14 protein-coding genes are annotated in these 15,565 nt (G+C 56.0%); 12 read left to right on the forward strand and 2 right to left on the reverse strand.

The annotated features are described in order from the left end of the window. Nucleotide 1: 1 nt before the first annotated feature. The gene (locus tag MIH18_RS00450) at nucleotides 2–1,174 is read left to right on the forward strand and encodes an MFS transporter (RefSeq protein WP_249013593.1); all 1,173 of its coding nucleotides are present in this window, start codon (nucleotides 2–4) and stop codon (nucleotides 1,172–1,174) included. Between the two features lie 45 nt (nucleotides 1,175–1,219). Here MIH18_RS00450 and MIH18_RS00455 read toward each other — a convergent pair whose 3' ends face one another. Beyond that, on the reverse strand, nucleotides 1,220–2,110 hold the full coding sequence (locus MIH18_RS00455) for a LysR family transcriptional regulator (RefSeq protein ID WP_249013594.1): 891 nt from the start codon (nucleotides 2,108–2,110) through the stop codon (nucleotides 1,220–1,222). Between the two features lie 222 nt (nucleotides 2,111–2,332). Between MIH18_RS00455 and leuC the strand changes: the two genes are divergently transcribed. The 4 genes from leuC to asd all read left to right on the forward strand — a co-directional run bounded on the left by leuC (nucleotide 2,333) and on the right by asd (nucleotide 6,814). Then, complete coding sequence (gene leuC, locus MIH18_RS00460) at nucleotides 2,333–3,751, forward strand: 3-isopropylmalate dehydratase large subunit (protein WP_249013595.1); 1,419 nt, start codon at nucleotides 2,333–2,335, stop codon at nucleotides 3,749–3,751. A gap of 19 nt (nucleotides 3,752–3,770) precedes the next feature. Further along, on the forward strand, nucleotides 3,771–4,418 hold the full coding sequence (gene leuD / locus MIH18_RS00465) for a 3-isopropylmalate dehydratase small subunit (RefSeq protein WP_249013596.1): 648 nt from the start codon (nucleotides 3,771–3,773) through the stop codon (nucleotides 4,416–4,418). A 45-nt stretch (nucleotides 4,419–4,463) separates the two neighbouring features. Beyond that, nucleotides 4,464–5,537 (forward strand): 3-isopropylmalate dehydrogenase, encoded by a 1,074-nt coding sequence (gene leuB, locus MIH18_RS00470; RefSeq protein ID WP_249013597.1) that lies wholly within the window; start codon nucleotides 4,464–4,466, stop codon nucleotides 5,535–5,537. 161 nt (nucleotides 5,538–5,698) lie between these two features. Beyond that, nucleotides 5,699–6,814, forward strand: a complete 1,116-nt coding sequence (asd, locus tag MIH18_RS00475) for an aspartate-semialdehyde dehydrogenase (RefSeq protein ID WP_249013598.1) — start codon at nucleotides 5,699–5,701, stop codon at nucleotides 6,812–6,814. A 23-nt stretch (nucleotides 6,815–6,837) separates the two neighbouring features. On the opposite strand, the gene MIH18_RS00480 is transcribed toward asd, so the two are convergent. Then, on the reverse strand, nucleotides 6,838–7,098 hold the full coding sequence (locus MIH18_RS00480) for a hypothetical protein (RefSeq protein WP_249013599.1): 261 nt from the start codon (nucleotides 7,096–7,098) through the stop codon (nucleotides 6,838–6,840). A 78-nt stretch (nucleotides 7,099–7,176) separates the two neighbouring features. Between MIH18_RS00480 and MIH18_RS00485 the strand changes: the two genes are divergently transcribed. From MIH18_RS00485 to MIH18_RS00515, 7 genes are all read left to right on the forward strand, one after another. Further along, a complete protein-coding gene (locus tag MIH18_RS00485) occupies nucleotides 7,177–10,158 on the forward strand; it encodes a FimV/HubP family polar landmark protein (RefSeq protein ID WP_249013600.1) in 2,982 nt (993 codons plus the stop codon). 91 nt (nucleotides 10,159–10,249) lie between these two features. Beyond that, nucleotides 10,250–11,161 (forward strand): tRNA pseudouridine(38-40) synthase TruA, encoded by a 912-nt coding sequence (truA, locus tag MIH18_RS00490; protein ID WP_249013601.1) that lies wholly within the window; start codon nucleotides 10,250–10,252, stop codon nucleotides 11,159–11,161. After that, entirely contained in the window at nucleotides 11,154–11,795 is a 642-nt protein-coding gene (locus MIH18_RS00495; RefSeq protein ID WP_249013602.1) for a phosphoribosylanthranilate isomerase, read from the forward strand. Before truA ends, MIH18_RS00495 begins: the two co-directional genes overlap by 8 nt. Before the next feature lie 225 nt (nucleotides 11,796–12,020). Then, nucleotides 12,021–12,947, forward strand: a complete 927-nt coding sequence (gene accD / locus MIH18_RS00500; protein WP_249013603.1) for an acetyl-CoA carboxylase, carboxyltransferase subunit beta — start codon at nucleotides 12,021–12,023, stop codon at nucleotides 12,945–12,947. Then, on the forward strand, nucleotides 12,931–14,268 hold the full coding sequence (gene folC / locus MIH18_RS00505; RefSeq protein WP_249013604.1) for a bifunctional tetrahydrofolate synthase/dihydrofolate synthase: 1,338 nt from the start codon (nucleotides 12,931–12,933) through the stop codon (nucleotides 14,266–14,268). The genes accD and folC overlap by 17 nt, the downstream gene beginning before the upstream one ends. Continuing rightward, complete coding sequence (locus MIH18_RS00510) at nucleotides 14,265–14,930, forward strand: SPOR domain-containing protein (RefSeq protein WP_249014580.1); 666 nt, start codon at nucleotides 14,265–14,267, stop codon at nucleotides 14,928–14,930. The genes folC and MIH18_RS00510 overlap by 4 nt, the downstream gene beginning before the upstream one ends. Before the next feature lie 96 nt (nucleotides 14,931–15,026). After that, nucleotides 15,027–15,545 carry a CvpA family protein gene (locus tag MIH18_RS00515; protein ID WP_249013605.1) on the forward strand — a complete coding sequence of 173 codons (519 nt, stop codon included), beginning with the start codon at nucleotides 15,027–15,029 and terminating at the stop codon, nucleotides 15,543–15,545. The last annotated feature ends 20 nt before the right edge of the window (nucleotides 15,546–15,565 follow it).

Here is a 15,565-nt window from a genome sequence, read left to right on the forward strand (position 1 = left end):
AGTGACGCACTGGCGCCTGTCGAATTTGTATTTCTGGTTCTTCGCCCTGCTGGGCGGCATGCTGCCTTACTGGTCGCTTTACCTTGATGGCCGCGGCTTTTCTTATCTGCAAATCGCCAGTTTGATGGCGACCATCCAGCTTACCAAAATTGTGGCTCCCAGCGTGTGGGGCTATTTGGGCGATCGCACAGGGCAAAGAGTGCGCCTGGTACGCTTCGGAACCATCACCGGTTCTCTGTGTTTTGCTGGCGTGTTCTTAGAGCCCGGCTTCACTGGCCTGCTGCTGGTTATGTTGGCGTTCACTTTTTTCTGGAACGCGGTACTCCCTCTTTACGAAGTCATCACCCTTCAAGTTCTGGGTTCGCAGCGGAACCAATACGGCAAAATCCGTTTGTGGGGTTCGGTGGGTTTTATTGCCGCCGTGGCGTTGATTGGCGTACTGCTGGAATGGGTGGATATTCGCTATTTGCCGATGCTGCTGATTCCGCTGTTTGCCGGCATTGCGGTGTCGGCCTGGATGCTTCCGGTTGAAAAAATCGTTCGCACCCAGAAGTCCCCGCGGGGCAGCCTGAAGGCCATTTTGACTCATCCTGCGGTAATTGCGTTTTTTGTCATGAACTTTTTGCTGCAAGTGGCCCACGGCTCTTACTACACGTTTTTCAGTATTCACCTGCAGTTGCACGATTACGGCAAGCTGGCCATTGGTCTGTTGTGGTCACTGGGGGTTATCGCCGAAATTGTGCTGTTTATGGTAATGCATCGCCTGGGCGCGCGTTTCAGCGTGCGAAATATTGTGCTGGCGGCCTTACTGCTAAGCCTGCTGCGCTGGTTGCTGATTGCGGAAATGGCGTCGGTGCTGCCGGTGCTGATATTTGCCCAGCTGTTGCATGCGGCGTCTTACGGCGCGTTACATGCGGTGTCGGTGCAGTACATTCAAGGCTTTTTCGGCCGCCATCACCATGGCCAGGGGCAGGCACTTTATAGCGGTTTAACATTTGGTGCCGGAGGGGCTTTGGGTGCCTGGGGTGCGGGGTTCCTGGTAGACGGTATTGATACCTCCGCGGCCTTTCTGGGCAGCGCGGTTGTCACTGCCCTGGCGTTCGCCGCGGCCTGGCGCGGTTTGCGACCACCGCCCCCGCCGCCTGAGCTGGAGGAAAGTAGGGGACAGATTTGAAATCTGTCCCCGGTGTGCGGTGTCGTTAGAGGTAGGGGACAGATTTCAAATCCGTCCCCGTTTTGCCTCGGGTTCCTGTTGCTCCACAATCGCCAGCAGAGCCTGGGCGGCACCGCTCAAGTCTCTGCCTGACAGGCCAATAGCCCCCATCAACCGCGCCACTGAATGTGCTACCGGCAGAACCCGCAGGCTGCTGTCCAGCATGCGCACCGGCAGTACGCTCCAGCCAAGGCCCACACTGGTCATCATTTTCAGGGTTTCGAGGTAGTTTGTGGGCATCTGCGAGCTTAACGGCAGGTTGGCCTCCATAAACAGCCGGCTGACCAACCGATACGTTCCCGTACTGGTGTCTGGCAATAGCGCAGCGTGGCCAGACAAGTCCGCCAGAGTAGGCTGTTCTAGCGCTGCCAGCGGATGCTCCGGCCCGACCACAAACGCCATGGGGTCTGGCCACTGGGCGTACACCTTAAAGTTTGGGTCGATACCATCGCTCAGGGTAACAAAGGCAAGTTCGGCGCCGCGTTTGCGCATCTGGGCGTAGGCGGCGTCTGATTCCATAAATTGAAGATCAAGGGTGACCTGCGGATAATCGCGCTTGAAGCGCCGCAGCCAGCTTGGCAGGTGGTGCAGGCCAATGTGGTGACTGGCAATAATCTGTAGCTCGCCGGCCACTTCACGGGTCCTTGGCGACAGCGCAATGCGGGCGTTGTGAATTTCATCCAGAATCCGCCTGGCGTGGGGCAGCAGCCGTGCGCCGGCGTCGGTCAGTTTGAGCTGGCGTTGGCTGCGATCAACCAGCTCGGCACCGAGCTGGGCTTCCAGAGCGGCCAGCCGCTTGCTGATGGCCGGCTGGGTAATGTGCAGTTGCTCGGCGGCTTCAGAGAACGAGCCCTGGTCAACAATGGCCAGAAAAGCGCGCAACGTGTTGGAATCCATAGTTACCATGTCCGACGTCGAATAAAAGTGCTTTTTCCAGCACCCTGAAGCGTTTCATTCTATTCGATAGTATTCCAGACAGGAATACTATGCATAAAAAACATGAATTGAGGTTATTGGCCAGGCACTTTAAACTGTTCACACAATCAGAACTCCAAAGGGCGCAGCCGTATCAACGGTGATGAGCTTTTTTAAAAACCCCAAAACGATGAGAGAGCGATCATGGCGGGTAAAACCTTATACGACAAACTGTGGGACGATCATCTGGTAAAACAGCGTGATGACGGCTCTGCGCTTATTTATATTGACCGCCACCTGCTGCACGAAGTGACGTCGCCGCAGGCGTTTGAAGGTCTGCGCCTGGCCAACCGAAAGCCCTGGCGGATTGATGCCAATCTGGCAACGCCCGACCATAACGTGCCCACCACTGACCGCGCCATGGGCATCGACGGCATTGTAGACCCGATATCGCGCATTCAGGTGGAAACCCTGGACAGCAACTGCGACGAGTTCGGCATTCTTGAATTCAAGATTAAAGACCAGCGCCAGGGCATAGTGCACGTCATCGGGCCCGAGCAGGGTGCAACCTTGCCCGGTATGACCATTGTCTGCGGTGATTCCCATACCTCGACCCACGGCGCTTTTGGCTGCCTGGCCCACGGTATTGGCACCTCGGAAGTGGAACACGTGCTGGCTACCCAGTGCCTGGTGCAGCAGAAAATAAAAAACATGCTGGTAAAAGTGAATGGCCAGTTGGGTAAAGGCGTAACCGCCAAAGATGCAGTGCTGGCGATTATTGGCAAAATTGGTACCGCTGGCGGCTCCGGCCATGCTATCGAGTTTGGCGGCGAAGCCATACAAAGCCTGAGCATGGAAGGCCGGATGACGGTGTGCAATATGGCGATTGAAGCCGGCGCCCGCGTTGGCATGGTGGCGGTAGACGGCACCACTATTGATTACGTCAAGGGTCGGCCGTTTTCACCCAAGGGTGAAGCCTGGAATGCAGCCGTTGCTCATTGGAGCACCTTGCACAGTGACCTGAGCGCCGAATTCGACAAAGTGGTTGAGCTTGAGGGCGCGGATATTCAGCCTCAGGTGAGCTGGGGCACATCCCCGGAAATGGTGGCGAACGTGGCCGGCCAGGTGCCAGACCCGGCGAAAGAAACCGACTTGATAAAACGGGAAGGGCTTGAACGTGCGCTGAAATACATGGGTCTGCTGCCCAATCAGTTGATCACCGACATCAAGCTGGACCGGATATTTATTGGTTCCTGTACCAACAGCCGGATTGAAGATCTGCGCGAGGCGGCGCTGGTGGTTAAAGGCCGCAAGGTGGCGGGTAGTTTGAAGCAGGCGATGGTAGTGCCGGGCTCGGGTTTGGTGAAGTTACAGGCCGAAGCCGAAGGGCTAGACAAGATTTTCCTGGAAGCGGGCCTGGAGTGGCGCGACCCCGGTTGCTCTATGTGCTTGGCCATGAACGCCGATAAGTTGGGCCAGGGCGAGCATTGTGCGTCTACCTCTAACCGCAACTTTGAGGGGCGTCAGGGCTTTGGTGGGCGTACCCATCTGGTTAGCCCGGCCATGGCAGCGGCGGCAGCGATTGCCGGCCATTTTGTTGACGTTCGTGAAATGCTGAACTGAGCCACAGGAGATATTGACCATGCGCGCATTTACCCAACACCAGGGCCTGGTAGCCCCCATGGACCGTTCCAATGTGGACACGGACCTGATCATTCCCAAGCAATTTTTGAAGTCCATCAAACGCACCGGCTTCGGCCCCAACCTGTTTGATCCATTACGTTATCTGGACGAGGGCCAGCCTGGTCAGGACAATTCTCAACGCCCGTTAAACACGGATTTTGTGCTGAACCAAAAACGCTACAGCGGCGCCAGCGTGCTGCTGGCCCGCACCAATTTTGGTTGCGGTTCCAGCCGTGAACACGCACCTTGGGCGCTTGAAGATTTCGGCTTTCGGGTGATTATTGCCCCCACTTTTGCTGATATTTTTTACAATAACTGCTTTAAGAATGGGCTGTTGCCCATTGTTCTTGATGAAAAAATAGTTGATCAGCTGTTTATTGAAGCTGAGGCCAGCGAAGGCTATGAACTGACGGTGGATCTTGCAGCCAACACCGTTATCACGCCGTCTGGCGAATCTTTCAGCTTCGACGTAGACGGCTTCCGTCGCCATTGCCTGCTGAATGGCCTGGACGATATTGGTGTGACTTTGGAAGACGCTGATGTTATTCAGCATTACGAAGATGCGCGCCGCAAAACCGCGCCATGGCTGTTTGGTGCCGGCCAGTAATTTGGCTTTTAAACCAATGTCGAAACCAATATCAAGGAACCTGATATGTCACGAACCATATTACTACTGCCGGGCGACGGCATTGGCCCTGAAATCATGGGCGAGGCCGAAAAAATACTGCGCCGGGTGAATGAGTCGTTCAAGCTTGATTTGATCTTTCAGCACGGCCTGGTTGGCGGCGCTGCGCTGGACGATTCCGACACCCCGCTGCCGGATAAAACCCTGGAGTTGGCCACCAAGGCCGACGCGATTCTGCTGGGCGCCGTTGGCGGCCCGAAGTGGGACGACCTGCCGATGGCCAAACGCCCGGAAAAAGGTTTGCTGGGCCTGCGTTCCAACCTTGAGCTGTTTGCCAATTTTCGCCCTGCTATTCTTTATCCGCAGCTGGCGTCTGCTTCTTCGCTGAAGCCGGAAGTGGTGTCCGGGCTGGATATCATGATTATCCGTGAACTGACCGGCGGTATTTACTTCGGCCAGCCTCGCGGTGTGCGGCAATTGGAAAGCGGTGAGCGCCAGGGTTATAACACGTACGCTTACACAGAGACTGAAATTCGCCGTATTGGCCGGGTCGCATTTGAAACGGCCCAGCAGCGCGGCAAAAAACTGTGCTCGGTCGACAAGGCTAACGTGTTAGAAGTGACCGTGCTGTGGCGTGAGATCATGAACGAGTTAAAACTCGAGTATCCGGACGTAGAGCTGTCTCACATGTACGTGGATAACGCCGCGATGCAGCTGGTGCGCGCACCCAAACAGTTTGACGTGATTGTAACCGGCAATATGTTTGGTGATATTCTTTCTGACGAAGCCGCTATGCTGACAGGCTCCATCGGCATGCTGCCATCGGCTTCGATGAACTCGGCGAAGCAGGGCATGTACGAGCCTTGCCATGGTTCGGCGCCTGATATTGCCGGCAAAGGCATTGCAAACCCGCTGGCGACCATTCTTAGCGTTGCGATGATGTTACGCTATAGCTTGGATGAAGGTGCCGCCGCAGCAGCCATTGAAGACGCGGTTGGCAAGGTGCTGGACCAGGGCTTGCGCACAGCGGATATAATGTCGGAAGGCTGCAATCAGGTTTCTACCCGTGAAATGGGTGAAGCGGTACTGGCGCAGCTATAATCGGACAGCGCTCTGAAGTCGATCGTATTTTAAATCGACAGCATTCCAGTCCGGCAGCCTTCTAATTCGCAGTAATGCGACATTGTTGCTGCGGAAACATTCATTTTGTCTGTGCCAGAGACATCGGCGGCAGGCAGCTATAAAAGAGGTTCAAAAGCCGCATGAAGCGAGTTGGGCTTGTAGGTTGGCGTGGCATGGTGGGTTCTGTCCTCATGCAACGCATGCGTGAAGAAAACGATTTCGCGGATATCGAACCGGTATTCTTTTCCACGTCGCAAACCGGGCAACGGGCGCCGGATGTGGGCCGTGATGGCATTCTGCCGCTGCAGGACGCCTTCGATATCGACACTCTGAAAACCCTGGACGTGATTCTGACCTGCCAGGGCGGTGACTACACCTCAGCGGTGTATCAGAAGCTGCGCGACGCCGGCTGGAACGGCTACTGGATAGACGCTGCGTCTACCCTGCGCATGGTTGACCATTCTGTGATTGTGCTAGACCCGGTTAACCGCAACGTGATTGACGCTGCGCTCGACAAAGGCGTGAAAGACTACATCGGCGGCAACTGCACCGTAAGCCTGATGATGTTGGCCTTGGGCGGTTTGCTGGAGCAGGACTTGATTGAATGGGTATCGCCCATGACCTATCAGGCCGCTTCTGGTTCCGGCGCGCAGAACATGCGCGAGCTGCTGAACCAAATGGGCGAGCTGAACGGCAGCGTTAAAGCCGAGTTGGACAGCCCGTCATCGGCGATTCTAGAGATTGACCGCAGGGTGACCGACACCATGCGTAGTGACGATTTTCCCACCGAGCACTTTGGCGCGCCTCTGGCAGGCAGCTTGATTCCGTTTATCGACAAGCAACTCGAAAATGGTATGAGCAAGGAAGAGTGGAAAGCCGGTGTTGAAACCAACAAGATTCTGGGTCGCAGCGACAATCCGATTCCGATTGACGGTTTGTGCGTTCGAATTGGTGCCATGCGCTCACACAGCCAGGCGCTGACCATAAAGCTGCGCAAAGACCTTCCTGTTGCCGAAATCGAGAAGATTCTGGCCGCCGGTAACGATTGGGTGAAAGTTATTCCCAACGAGCGCGAGGCCAGCATACGTGAGCTGACACCGGCGAAAGTAACCGGCACCCTGAGTATTCCAGTGGGCCGTATACGCAAATTGACCATGGGGCCGGAGTACATTTCTGCGTTTACTGTGGGTGACCAACTGCTGTGGGGCGCGGCAGAACCGCTGAGGCGCATGCTGCGAATTCTTCAGAGTCGTTGATTTAATGCCAACTGCGTCCGGTTTCAACCAACCGGTGAGGGGCGAAGGCTGCTTTCAGCCTTCGCCCCTGTTATTTTTAGCACCATAAAAGCCGGTGTCTCCTCAGCGCCCGCAATGACTTTGTGTTTGTATTGGTTGTGTGTTTGCGATGAAAAGTTGGCAAAGTAGCGCAGCAGTGCACTGAAGAACGTTGATTCATTGATAAAATGATGCTTATCAACAATACTTGCCGAGTTGAGGATTAAAGTTCCGCCACACTTATACAACACCCAGACGGAAGTCATCCAACCTCGTCCGAAACTGCTTTAACGCCGCCGTGCGTCGAAGCAGTTACGAATAACGGAGACTGGAAAGGAAAAAGCATGAAGGTACGCAAGCTTGCGGTTGCTCTGGCACTGGCTGGAGGTCTTGGCTCTGGCGTTGCACAAGCCCTTGGATTGGGGGAGGTGGAGCTTCAGTCCTACTTGAATGAGCCTCTGGATGCACAAATTGTGCTGCGCCAGAGTCGCGGCGTCAGCCCTGGTGATGTTTTTGTCAATGTGGCTTCGGAATCCGCTTATCAGCGGGTGGGTCTTAATCGCGGCCAGTTTGCCAGTAAGCTGAAATTTCAGGTAGTTACCCGCAGCGATGGCAGCCTGGCGATAAGTGTGTCTTCCCGTGAACCGTTACGGGAGCCGTACCTTAATTTTCTGCTGGAACTAACCTGGCCCAGCGGCCGCTTGCTGCGTGAATACGCGGTGTTGGTAGACCCACCCGTGTATGCGGCAGAAACCGGCACCCGGGAACCGCTTGTAGCGGCATCGTCTGCTGGCCGCAGCAACTCGTCGCCCAGCGCAAATAGCGGCGCGATAAGTCGCTCTGCGTCAGCCGGCTCTGGCGCTGGTTCTGGTTCTGCACAGTCACTTGCGTCAGGCAGTGTTTACGGCCCTACAACGTCGTCTGACACCCTGTGGAGTATTGCCACCAGGATGCGCCCGAACAACAGCGTATCTGTGCAGCAGGTTATGCTCGCGATTCAAGACCTTAATCCTGATGCCTTCATCGGCGGCAATATCAATCGGCTGAAACGCGGTGAAGTTCTGCGCGCACCTACGCTGGCGCAGATTGAGCGACTTGGCCGGGGCCAGGCCACCCAGGCTGTGCGAGCGCAAAATCAGGACGTCATCGCAGCCCGTGCAACTATTGATGCCAGCGCAGCGGCTGCACCGTCTGCGCCCGCGGCAATCGACGGCGGGGATGCGGAACTGAAACTGATTGTGGCCGAGACTGAGGCGCCGCAAGCCGTTGATAACACCGAGCAGACCGGATCTGCCGGCACCGACGGTAACCAGGCCGATGGCGCAGATGCCGGTACCACGATAGCGCTCGAACAACTTGACAGTGCGCGCCGTGAAAACAGCGAGTTAAATACCCGTGTTGATTCGCTGCAAGAGCAGATGGAAACCCTGCAGCGGTTGTTGGAGCTGAAAAACAGCCAGTTGGCCGATATGCAGCAGGCTGGTATCAACGGCGAGCGCGCGGTTGCCAGCATGGACCAAAATGCAACCGATGACCCTGCGGTCGCTGATGGTAGCGCTAGTGCCAACGCGGCGTCAGAGCCGGTAGCTGATGCCAAGGCGGCCGATACAGCGAATGCTACCGACGCCCCTGCCGTTGCCGCAGAGGATGACGCCGAAACTCAGGCCGAAGCCGAACCGGCTGCTGCGGTTGCGGTGCAGCCTCAACAGGATGCACAACCACAGGCGGCACAGCCTGATCCGGTCAGAGAAAGCCTTACCCTGAACGGTTTGGTCAACAGCATTATGAGTAACCCTCTGTATCAGGTGGTTCTGGGCGGCGGCTTGCTTTTGCTGTTACTCGTGTTGCTTCTGGTGTCTCGCCGCAAATCTAAAAATCAGGATGTCGCCGAGAACGATACCGACGTTGAACAAACGCCTCTGGTTGAACCCGAACCAAGATCCGACTCGTTTGACCTGGATCTGGATCTGGATCTGGGCCTAGACGATCACGAACCGTCAGCGCCTGAAGCTGGGCCAGACGTTCTGGCAGAGGTTGACTCCTACTTGGCGTACGGTCAGCACGAGCAGGCGGTAAATACTCTGGAATCTGCGATTTCCCGCGAGCCTAGCCGCACCGAACTGCGCCTGAAGTTGCTGGCGGTCTACGCGGATGTTCAGAATAGAGTGGCTTTTGAACGTCAGTATGGCGAGCTCAGCGCTTTGGATGATGACGAGGCCATGGCAGAGGCTGATCGTTTGCTGACAGATCTTGAGCAGGCGGAAGCGGCACCCAGCATCGATGATCTTGAATCTGAATTGCGCTCCGGCTCCTTTTCCGGTTCTTTCGGGAGCTTCGATGAGGAATCAGAAGATGCCAAAGACAGCACTAAGTCAACGTCAGACGATCCTATAGAATACGATCTGACCAATATTGAAGGTCTGGGCGACAAGGAAGAGCCTCCAGAGTCTGAAGCTCCGGAAGATTTTGAGGACTCTGTGTTGTCTGACGGCTTCGCCCGGGAATTTGCCGGTGAAGATGCCGCGCCCTCGGCTAAAGCTGACGAAACCGTCAACACGGCCAGAAAGACGTCTGACGATGACGATCCAAGCCTGGATGAGGCCTTCCTGGACGAATTGGACGCCGAACTTGATAAAGACGATCCCAAGGCCGAACTCAAGCCTTTTGACCTGGAAAAATCGGATTTAGGCAAGCTGGAGCCGGATCTGGATAAATTGGACCTGGAGATTTCGGACGATGATCTGGCGCTGATGGGCGAATTTGCTGATAGCGCAGACAGCACCAATCACGCCAATGGTGATGAAACCGAAGCCGAAGTCGAAGAGCTGCCGGAAATGACCGACGCAGAGCTGTTGGCTTTGGAGTTGGGTGACGATCCGCAAGCCGAGGAAGAATTGGGCGTTAAGTTGGCCGAGAACCAAGACGACGAATATGACGAAGACGACGAAGACGACATCAGCCTGGACGATCTGGAGACGCTGGAGTTGCCCGAGGAAGACCTTCCGGCGTATGACCTCCCTGAGGACGACTTGTCAGAAGACGACCTTCCAGAATTCGACTTGTTGGAAGAGGATCTTTTAGAAGAAGACCTGCCCATTGTGGCTCCTGGCGCGCCTCGATCGATCGACGAGAGCGATCTGGGTGACGACGATGATTTCGACTTCCTGTCCGACACCGACGAGGCAGCAACCAAGCTGGATTTGGCGCAGGCATACGTTGAGATGGGCGATATTGACGGCGCCCGCGACATTTTGATGGAAGTGGAACTTGAAGGCACCGCTGAACAAAAGATAGAAGCAAAGGAACTGCTTAAAAATCTGTCCTGATTGGTTATAATCCTTTAAACAAAGCCGGTGTTCAGAGCCTTCTGACCGCCGGCTTTGTTTTTAACACCCAGACAATACATCGAGCTGACTTTTGTTTCTTGAACCCCAGGCGCTTACAGCGGATACATCCATTGGCAACGGCCGTGTGGCATTAGTCTTCGAATACGATGGCCGTGAATTCCACGGCTGGCAGCAACAAAAATCCGGTATTCGCGCGGTGCAGCAACAGTTGGCAAAAGCCGCCAGCAAAGTCGCCGATCACGATGTAGAACTGGTGTGTGCTGGCCGCACCGATGCCGGCGTTCACGCCAGTTATCAGCTGGTTCATTTTGATACGCCGTCACTACGCACGATGCGTTCTTGGGTGATGGGCATCAATACTGCCTTGCCTTTCGATATTTCCGTACGCTGGGCTGGCCAGTGCCAGGGTGACTTTCACGCCCGGTTTTCCGCGGTTTACCGTCGCTATCGCTACATTATCTATAACAACCCGGTGCGCCCGGGTATTCAACGCGGCCAGGTTAGTTGGAACTTTCGGCCTCTGAATGCTGCAAACATGCATCAGGCGGCCCAGGCGCTGGTTGGCGAACACGATTTTAGTGCTTTTCGTGCCGCTGGCTGTCAGTCTCGGAGCCCGATTCGATTTTTGCAGAGCATTAGCGTAACGCGTAGAGGCGATTATCTGGTGATTGACGTTCAGGCCAATGCTTTTTTGCACCACATGGTGCGCAATATTGCAGGGGCCTTGATGGCCGTAGGTTGCCAGGAGCAGGCGCCGGATTGGATTGGCCAGATTCTGGCGACGAAGGATCGCAGGCAAGCTGGCGTAACGGCGCCGCCTGATGGTTTGTACCTGGTAGACGTGGGCTACCCCGCCGAATTCGGAATACCCCAGCCCAGCTGTGGCCCGGCATTTGCCGGGCCATGGTTTAGCGCGGAGCAGAATCGGCCGGTTGCGGCCACCCATATCCACCGTAAACAAAGGCCGCCCAACTGTGACTAGCCGTGTAAAGATCTGTGGCCTGACCCGCCTAGAGGATATCGACGCCGCAGTGGCCGCTGGCGCTGACGCAATTGGCCTGGTGTTTTATGACCCAAGCCCGCGGGCCGTCAGTATTGATCTGGCGCGGCAGCTGGCCGCGCGGGTACCGGCGTTTGTTAGCGTAACGGGATTGTTTGTGAACCCGCAGGCGGATTTTGTAAGGCAGGTGTTGCAGCAGGTGGCTCTGGACCTGCTGCAATTTCACGGCGACGAAACCGCGGCTTTCTGTGAGCAGTTCCAGCGCCGCTGGATTAAGGCCATACGGGTGCGGCAACAAGGGCAGATTGAACAGGCCTTTGAGGAGTACCGGAATTCAGCCGGTTTGCTGGTCGATGCCTGGCACCCTGAGCAATACGGGGGCACTGGCCACGGATTTAACTGGTCACTGATTCCTGAACGACGGCCATTGCCACTGATACTGGCCGGCGGCTTGCAACCCGATAACGTTGCCGCGGCCGTGCATCAGGTCCGCCCTTGGGCGGTGGACGTCAGTGGTGGCGTGGAAACCGGCGGCATGAAAAGTGAGAAAGGCATCAAGTGCGCCAAAAAGATGGCAGACTTCGTGGCCGCGACCAGAAGCGCTGGGTCTTGGTAGACTTAAGGATCCGTTAAATAGAGCGCGGGGGCAGGGTGCGCGATTGGAAAAATTGGGCCAGCCCGGCATTATATGTACTATGTTTCATTGAATGAGACGTTTACACAGCATGGCATGCTGCCAGAATAGGGTAATCAAACACGCTGTCCGATGGTGTAATTGTTGGCCGGTAGCGGGTGTTTACAATAGAACGATCGAAACAGGTTCTACAGACGGGATTAAATCATGAGTAGTTGGCTAGATAAAATAATGCCGAGCAAGATCCGCTCGGAATCCAAGACGAGAACCGGTGTTCCGGAAGGCCTGTGGAAAAAGTGCCCGAAATGTGGTGCCTTCTTGTACAAGCCCGAGCTGGAAAAAAATCTAAACGTGTGCCTGAAGTGTAATCACCACTTGCGGGTGGCTGCCCGCCGCCGCCTTGATATTTTTCTGGATGCAGACGGCCGCGAAGAAATTGGCGTAGACCTGGAACCTTGGGACCGCCTTAAGTTCAAAGACACCAAACGTTATAAAGACCGCCTGGCCCAGGCCCAGAAAGCGACTGGCGAAAAAGACGCCTTGTTGGCCATGAAGGGCACCACCTTGGGGCTTCCGCTGGTGGCTTGCGCCTTCGAGTTCAATTTTCTGGGTGGCTCGATGGGCCAGACGGTTGGCGAAAAATTTGTACGGGCGGCCAATGTGGCGCTGGAAGAACGTATTCCTCTGGTGTGCTTCTCTGCCAGCGGCGGCGCGCGTATGCAGGAGGCCATTCTTTCGTTGATGCAGATGTCCAAAACCGCCGCTGTTCTTGAGCGTATGAGGCAGCAAGGCGTGCCGTATGTTTCGGTAATGACCGACCCGGTATTTGGCGGCGTGTCGGCCAGCCTGGCCATGTTGGGTGACCTGAATATCGCCGAACCTAACGCACTGATAGGCTTTGCCGGGCCGCGGGTGATTGAGCAGACCGTGCGTGAAAAACTGCCCGAAGGTTTTCAGCGCAGCGAGTTTTTGTTGGAGCATGGTGCTATTGATATGATTCTGCACCGTCACCAGATGCGCGAACGCATTGCACACCTGCTGGCAAAATTCGGCAATTTGGAAAAACCTGACACCGAAGCGCCCATTGAAATCGAAGTGACTGAAAAGCCGGATGAAGATGCCTCAGTCGCATAAGCCGGATCAGTACGCGCCGAAAATAACGGCCCCCGGCGCCGATGCCAGCCTGGGCCAATGGCTGAGCTACCTTGAGGCCATTCACCCGGTTGAAATTGAGCTGGGACTGGACCGGGTGATGGTGGTTTTGCAGAGACTGTTCCCGGGTAAGCCGAAGGCTCGCATTATTACCGTGGCCGGCACCAACGGCAAGGGCAGTACGGTTGCAGCTCTGGAAGCGCTGTTGCAAGAAGCGGGGCGCCGCACGGCGGCCTACACGTCGCCGCATCTTCAGGTGTATAACGAGCGGATACGCCTGCTCGGCGAGCAGATTTCGGATGCGCAAATGATCCACGCTTTTGAGCGGGTTCAGGAGGCCAGAGCAGAAGTGTCGTTGAGCTATTTCGAATTTGGCACTCTGGCGGCGTTTGTTGCCATGTCCGAAGCCGATGTAGACGACTGGGTTCTGGAAGTTGGTCTGGGTGGTCGTCTGGATGCTGTGAATGTACTAGACGCGGATTTTGTGATCCTTACATCGATTGATATCGATCATGCGAGCTTTTTGGGCAACGATCGTGAGTCTATCGGCTTTGAAAAAGCCGGAGTGTTGCGCCCCGGTATCCCTGCGGTTTACGCCGATTTTGATCCCCCGCGCTCGGTGTTGCAGCAAGCTTTGTCGCAAGAGGTAGATTTGGCGTTGCTGGGTCGTGATTATCAATTGGTGCAATGTTCAAGCCAACCGTCGATGGTGGCCCTGGAGTTGGGAGACGAAGAGTTCCGCCTGCCAGATTTTGCTTTGCCAGTGAAAAGCCTGGCTGCAGCAGTAGTTGCTTCTCGCACCTTGGCGCCCAACCTGGGTGTTCAGCAAATCGAGCGAGCCGTGGCTGGAGTGTCGGTGCCCGGGCGCTTTGAACAGGTAGCCACTTCGCCGCTGGTGATTCTGGATGTGGGGCACAACCCCCACGCTGCCTGCTGGTTGGCGAGCCGGTTGCGCCTGCTACAGCACCCGGAAACCCGCGTTCACGCGGTCTACGGTGCGCTTGCGGACAAAGACGTGCAAGGCGTTGCCAAAGCGATGGCCAGCGTGGTTCACAGCTGGTATCTGGCTGGCCTGCTGAAGGAAGCTCCCCGCGGCTACAGCGCCGAGGCTCTGAATGCGCAGTTTGAGCAGTGCGGCATTGAGCCTGCTGGTTATTGGCACTCGGTGCCGGAGGCCCTGGCTGAAGCCCGCGGCCAAGCCCGTGCTAATGACATTGTGATTGTATTTGGTTCGTTCTTTACTGTGGCGGCAGCCCGCAACCTTTTGTATCCAAACGCCGCCGTTACCAACTCGGGAGCATAATTGTGGACGGATTAAAGCAGAGGATCATCGGCGCCTTGGTGCTGATTTCACTGGCGGTTATTTTTGTGCCGATGATCTTTGACGAGCCCCATTCCGGGCGTGACTCCACCTCGATAAACATTCCCGAGGAACCGCCATTTCCGGAAGTGAGCATCGAGCCACCACCACAGACCGCCATGCCGGAATATCAGAGCGCCTCTGGGCCAGAAACTGCAGCAGCAGACCGTGCCAGCGGGTCTGGGGACTTTCAGCTATTAGAAGAAGTGACGCCTGAGGCGTCTGAGCCGACACAGCCGACTGCAGCGAGCAGCGCTGTTACGCCGCCACCGACGGCAGACTCTCAGCCGGCAAAGGTTAAGCCGGCAGCAGTATCGGCTCAGCCGGAGCCCAGTCGGCAAACCGAGGAAGAGTTCAGCCGCTCGCTGAAAGGCGCCTGGGTTGTGCAGTTGGGCAGCTTTGGCGATGCCGATAACGCCCGGCGTTTGCGTGATAACGCACGCGAAAAGGGCTTCAGCTCACACCTTCAAGAGCTCAGCCGTGGCGACACCCGGCTGACCCGGGTATTCAGTGGGCCTTTCGCCAGCAAATCCGAAGCCGAAGCGGCCAAAGCGGCCCTTGACAAGGCTTTCAGTCTCAACAGTTTGGTCACCAGCCCTGATTAATAAGCTGCCCAGCCAGGTTTTATCGCAACGGTGGTTTGGCGGAGGGCGGTTTCCTGATAGAATTCGCCCTCTCTATTTGCGTCGCCCGGGTGGTTCATGAATGCGTTGATCTGGATTGACTGGGTCATTATTGCGGTTATTACCATATCAACGCTGATCAGCCTGAGGCGCGGCTTTGTTCGCGAAGCCCTGTCGTTGGTTACGTGGGTAATGGCCTTCATTGTTGCTCGCACATTTCACCCCCAGATGCAGTCGCTACTGGCCAGCACCGTGGAAACGCCCATGGTGAGGTCGGTTGCGGCGTTCGCGATTCTGTTTATTGGTACGCTTATTGTGGGCGCCATCATTAACGGCATTATCGGACAGCTGGTGCGGGCCACAGGCTTATCCGGCACCGACAGAGTTCTGGGTATGGGCTTTGGCCTGTTGCGAGGGGTGGTGGTGGTGGTGGTAGGCATTGCTTTGTTGCGTTACACACCGGTGTCTCAAGATACCTGGTGGCAAGAATCGCTAATGATTGACCGGTTGTCGGTGTTAGAGGACTGGTCCCGTCGTACCTTTGGTGATGAGCTTTCCGGATTCCTTACTCCCCAAAGCGAGGGGCAAGACATCTAGTAAACTTGGTTATTCAAACG

The sequence above is a fragment of the Marinobacter sp. M3C genome (assembly GCF_023311895.1).
Classification (GTDB): domain Bacteria; phylum Pseudomonadota; class Gammaproteobacteria; order Pseudomonadales; family Oleiphilaceae; genus Marinobacter.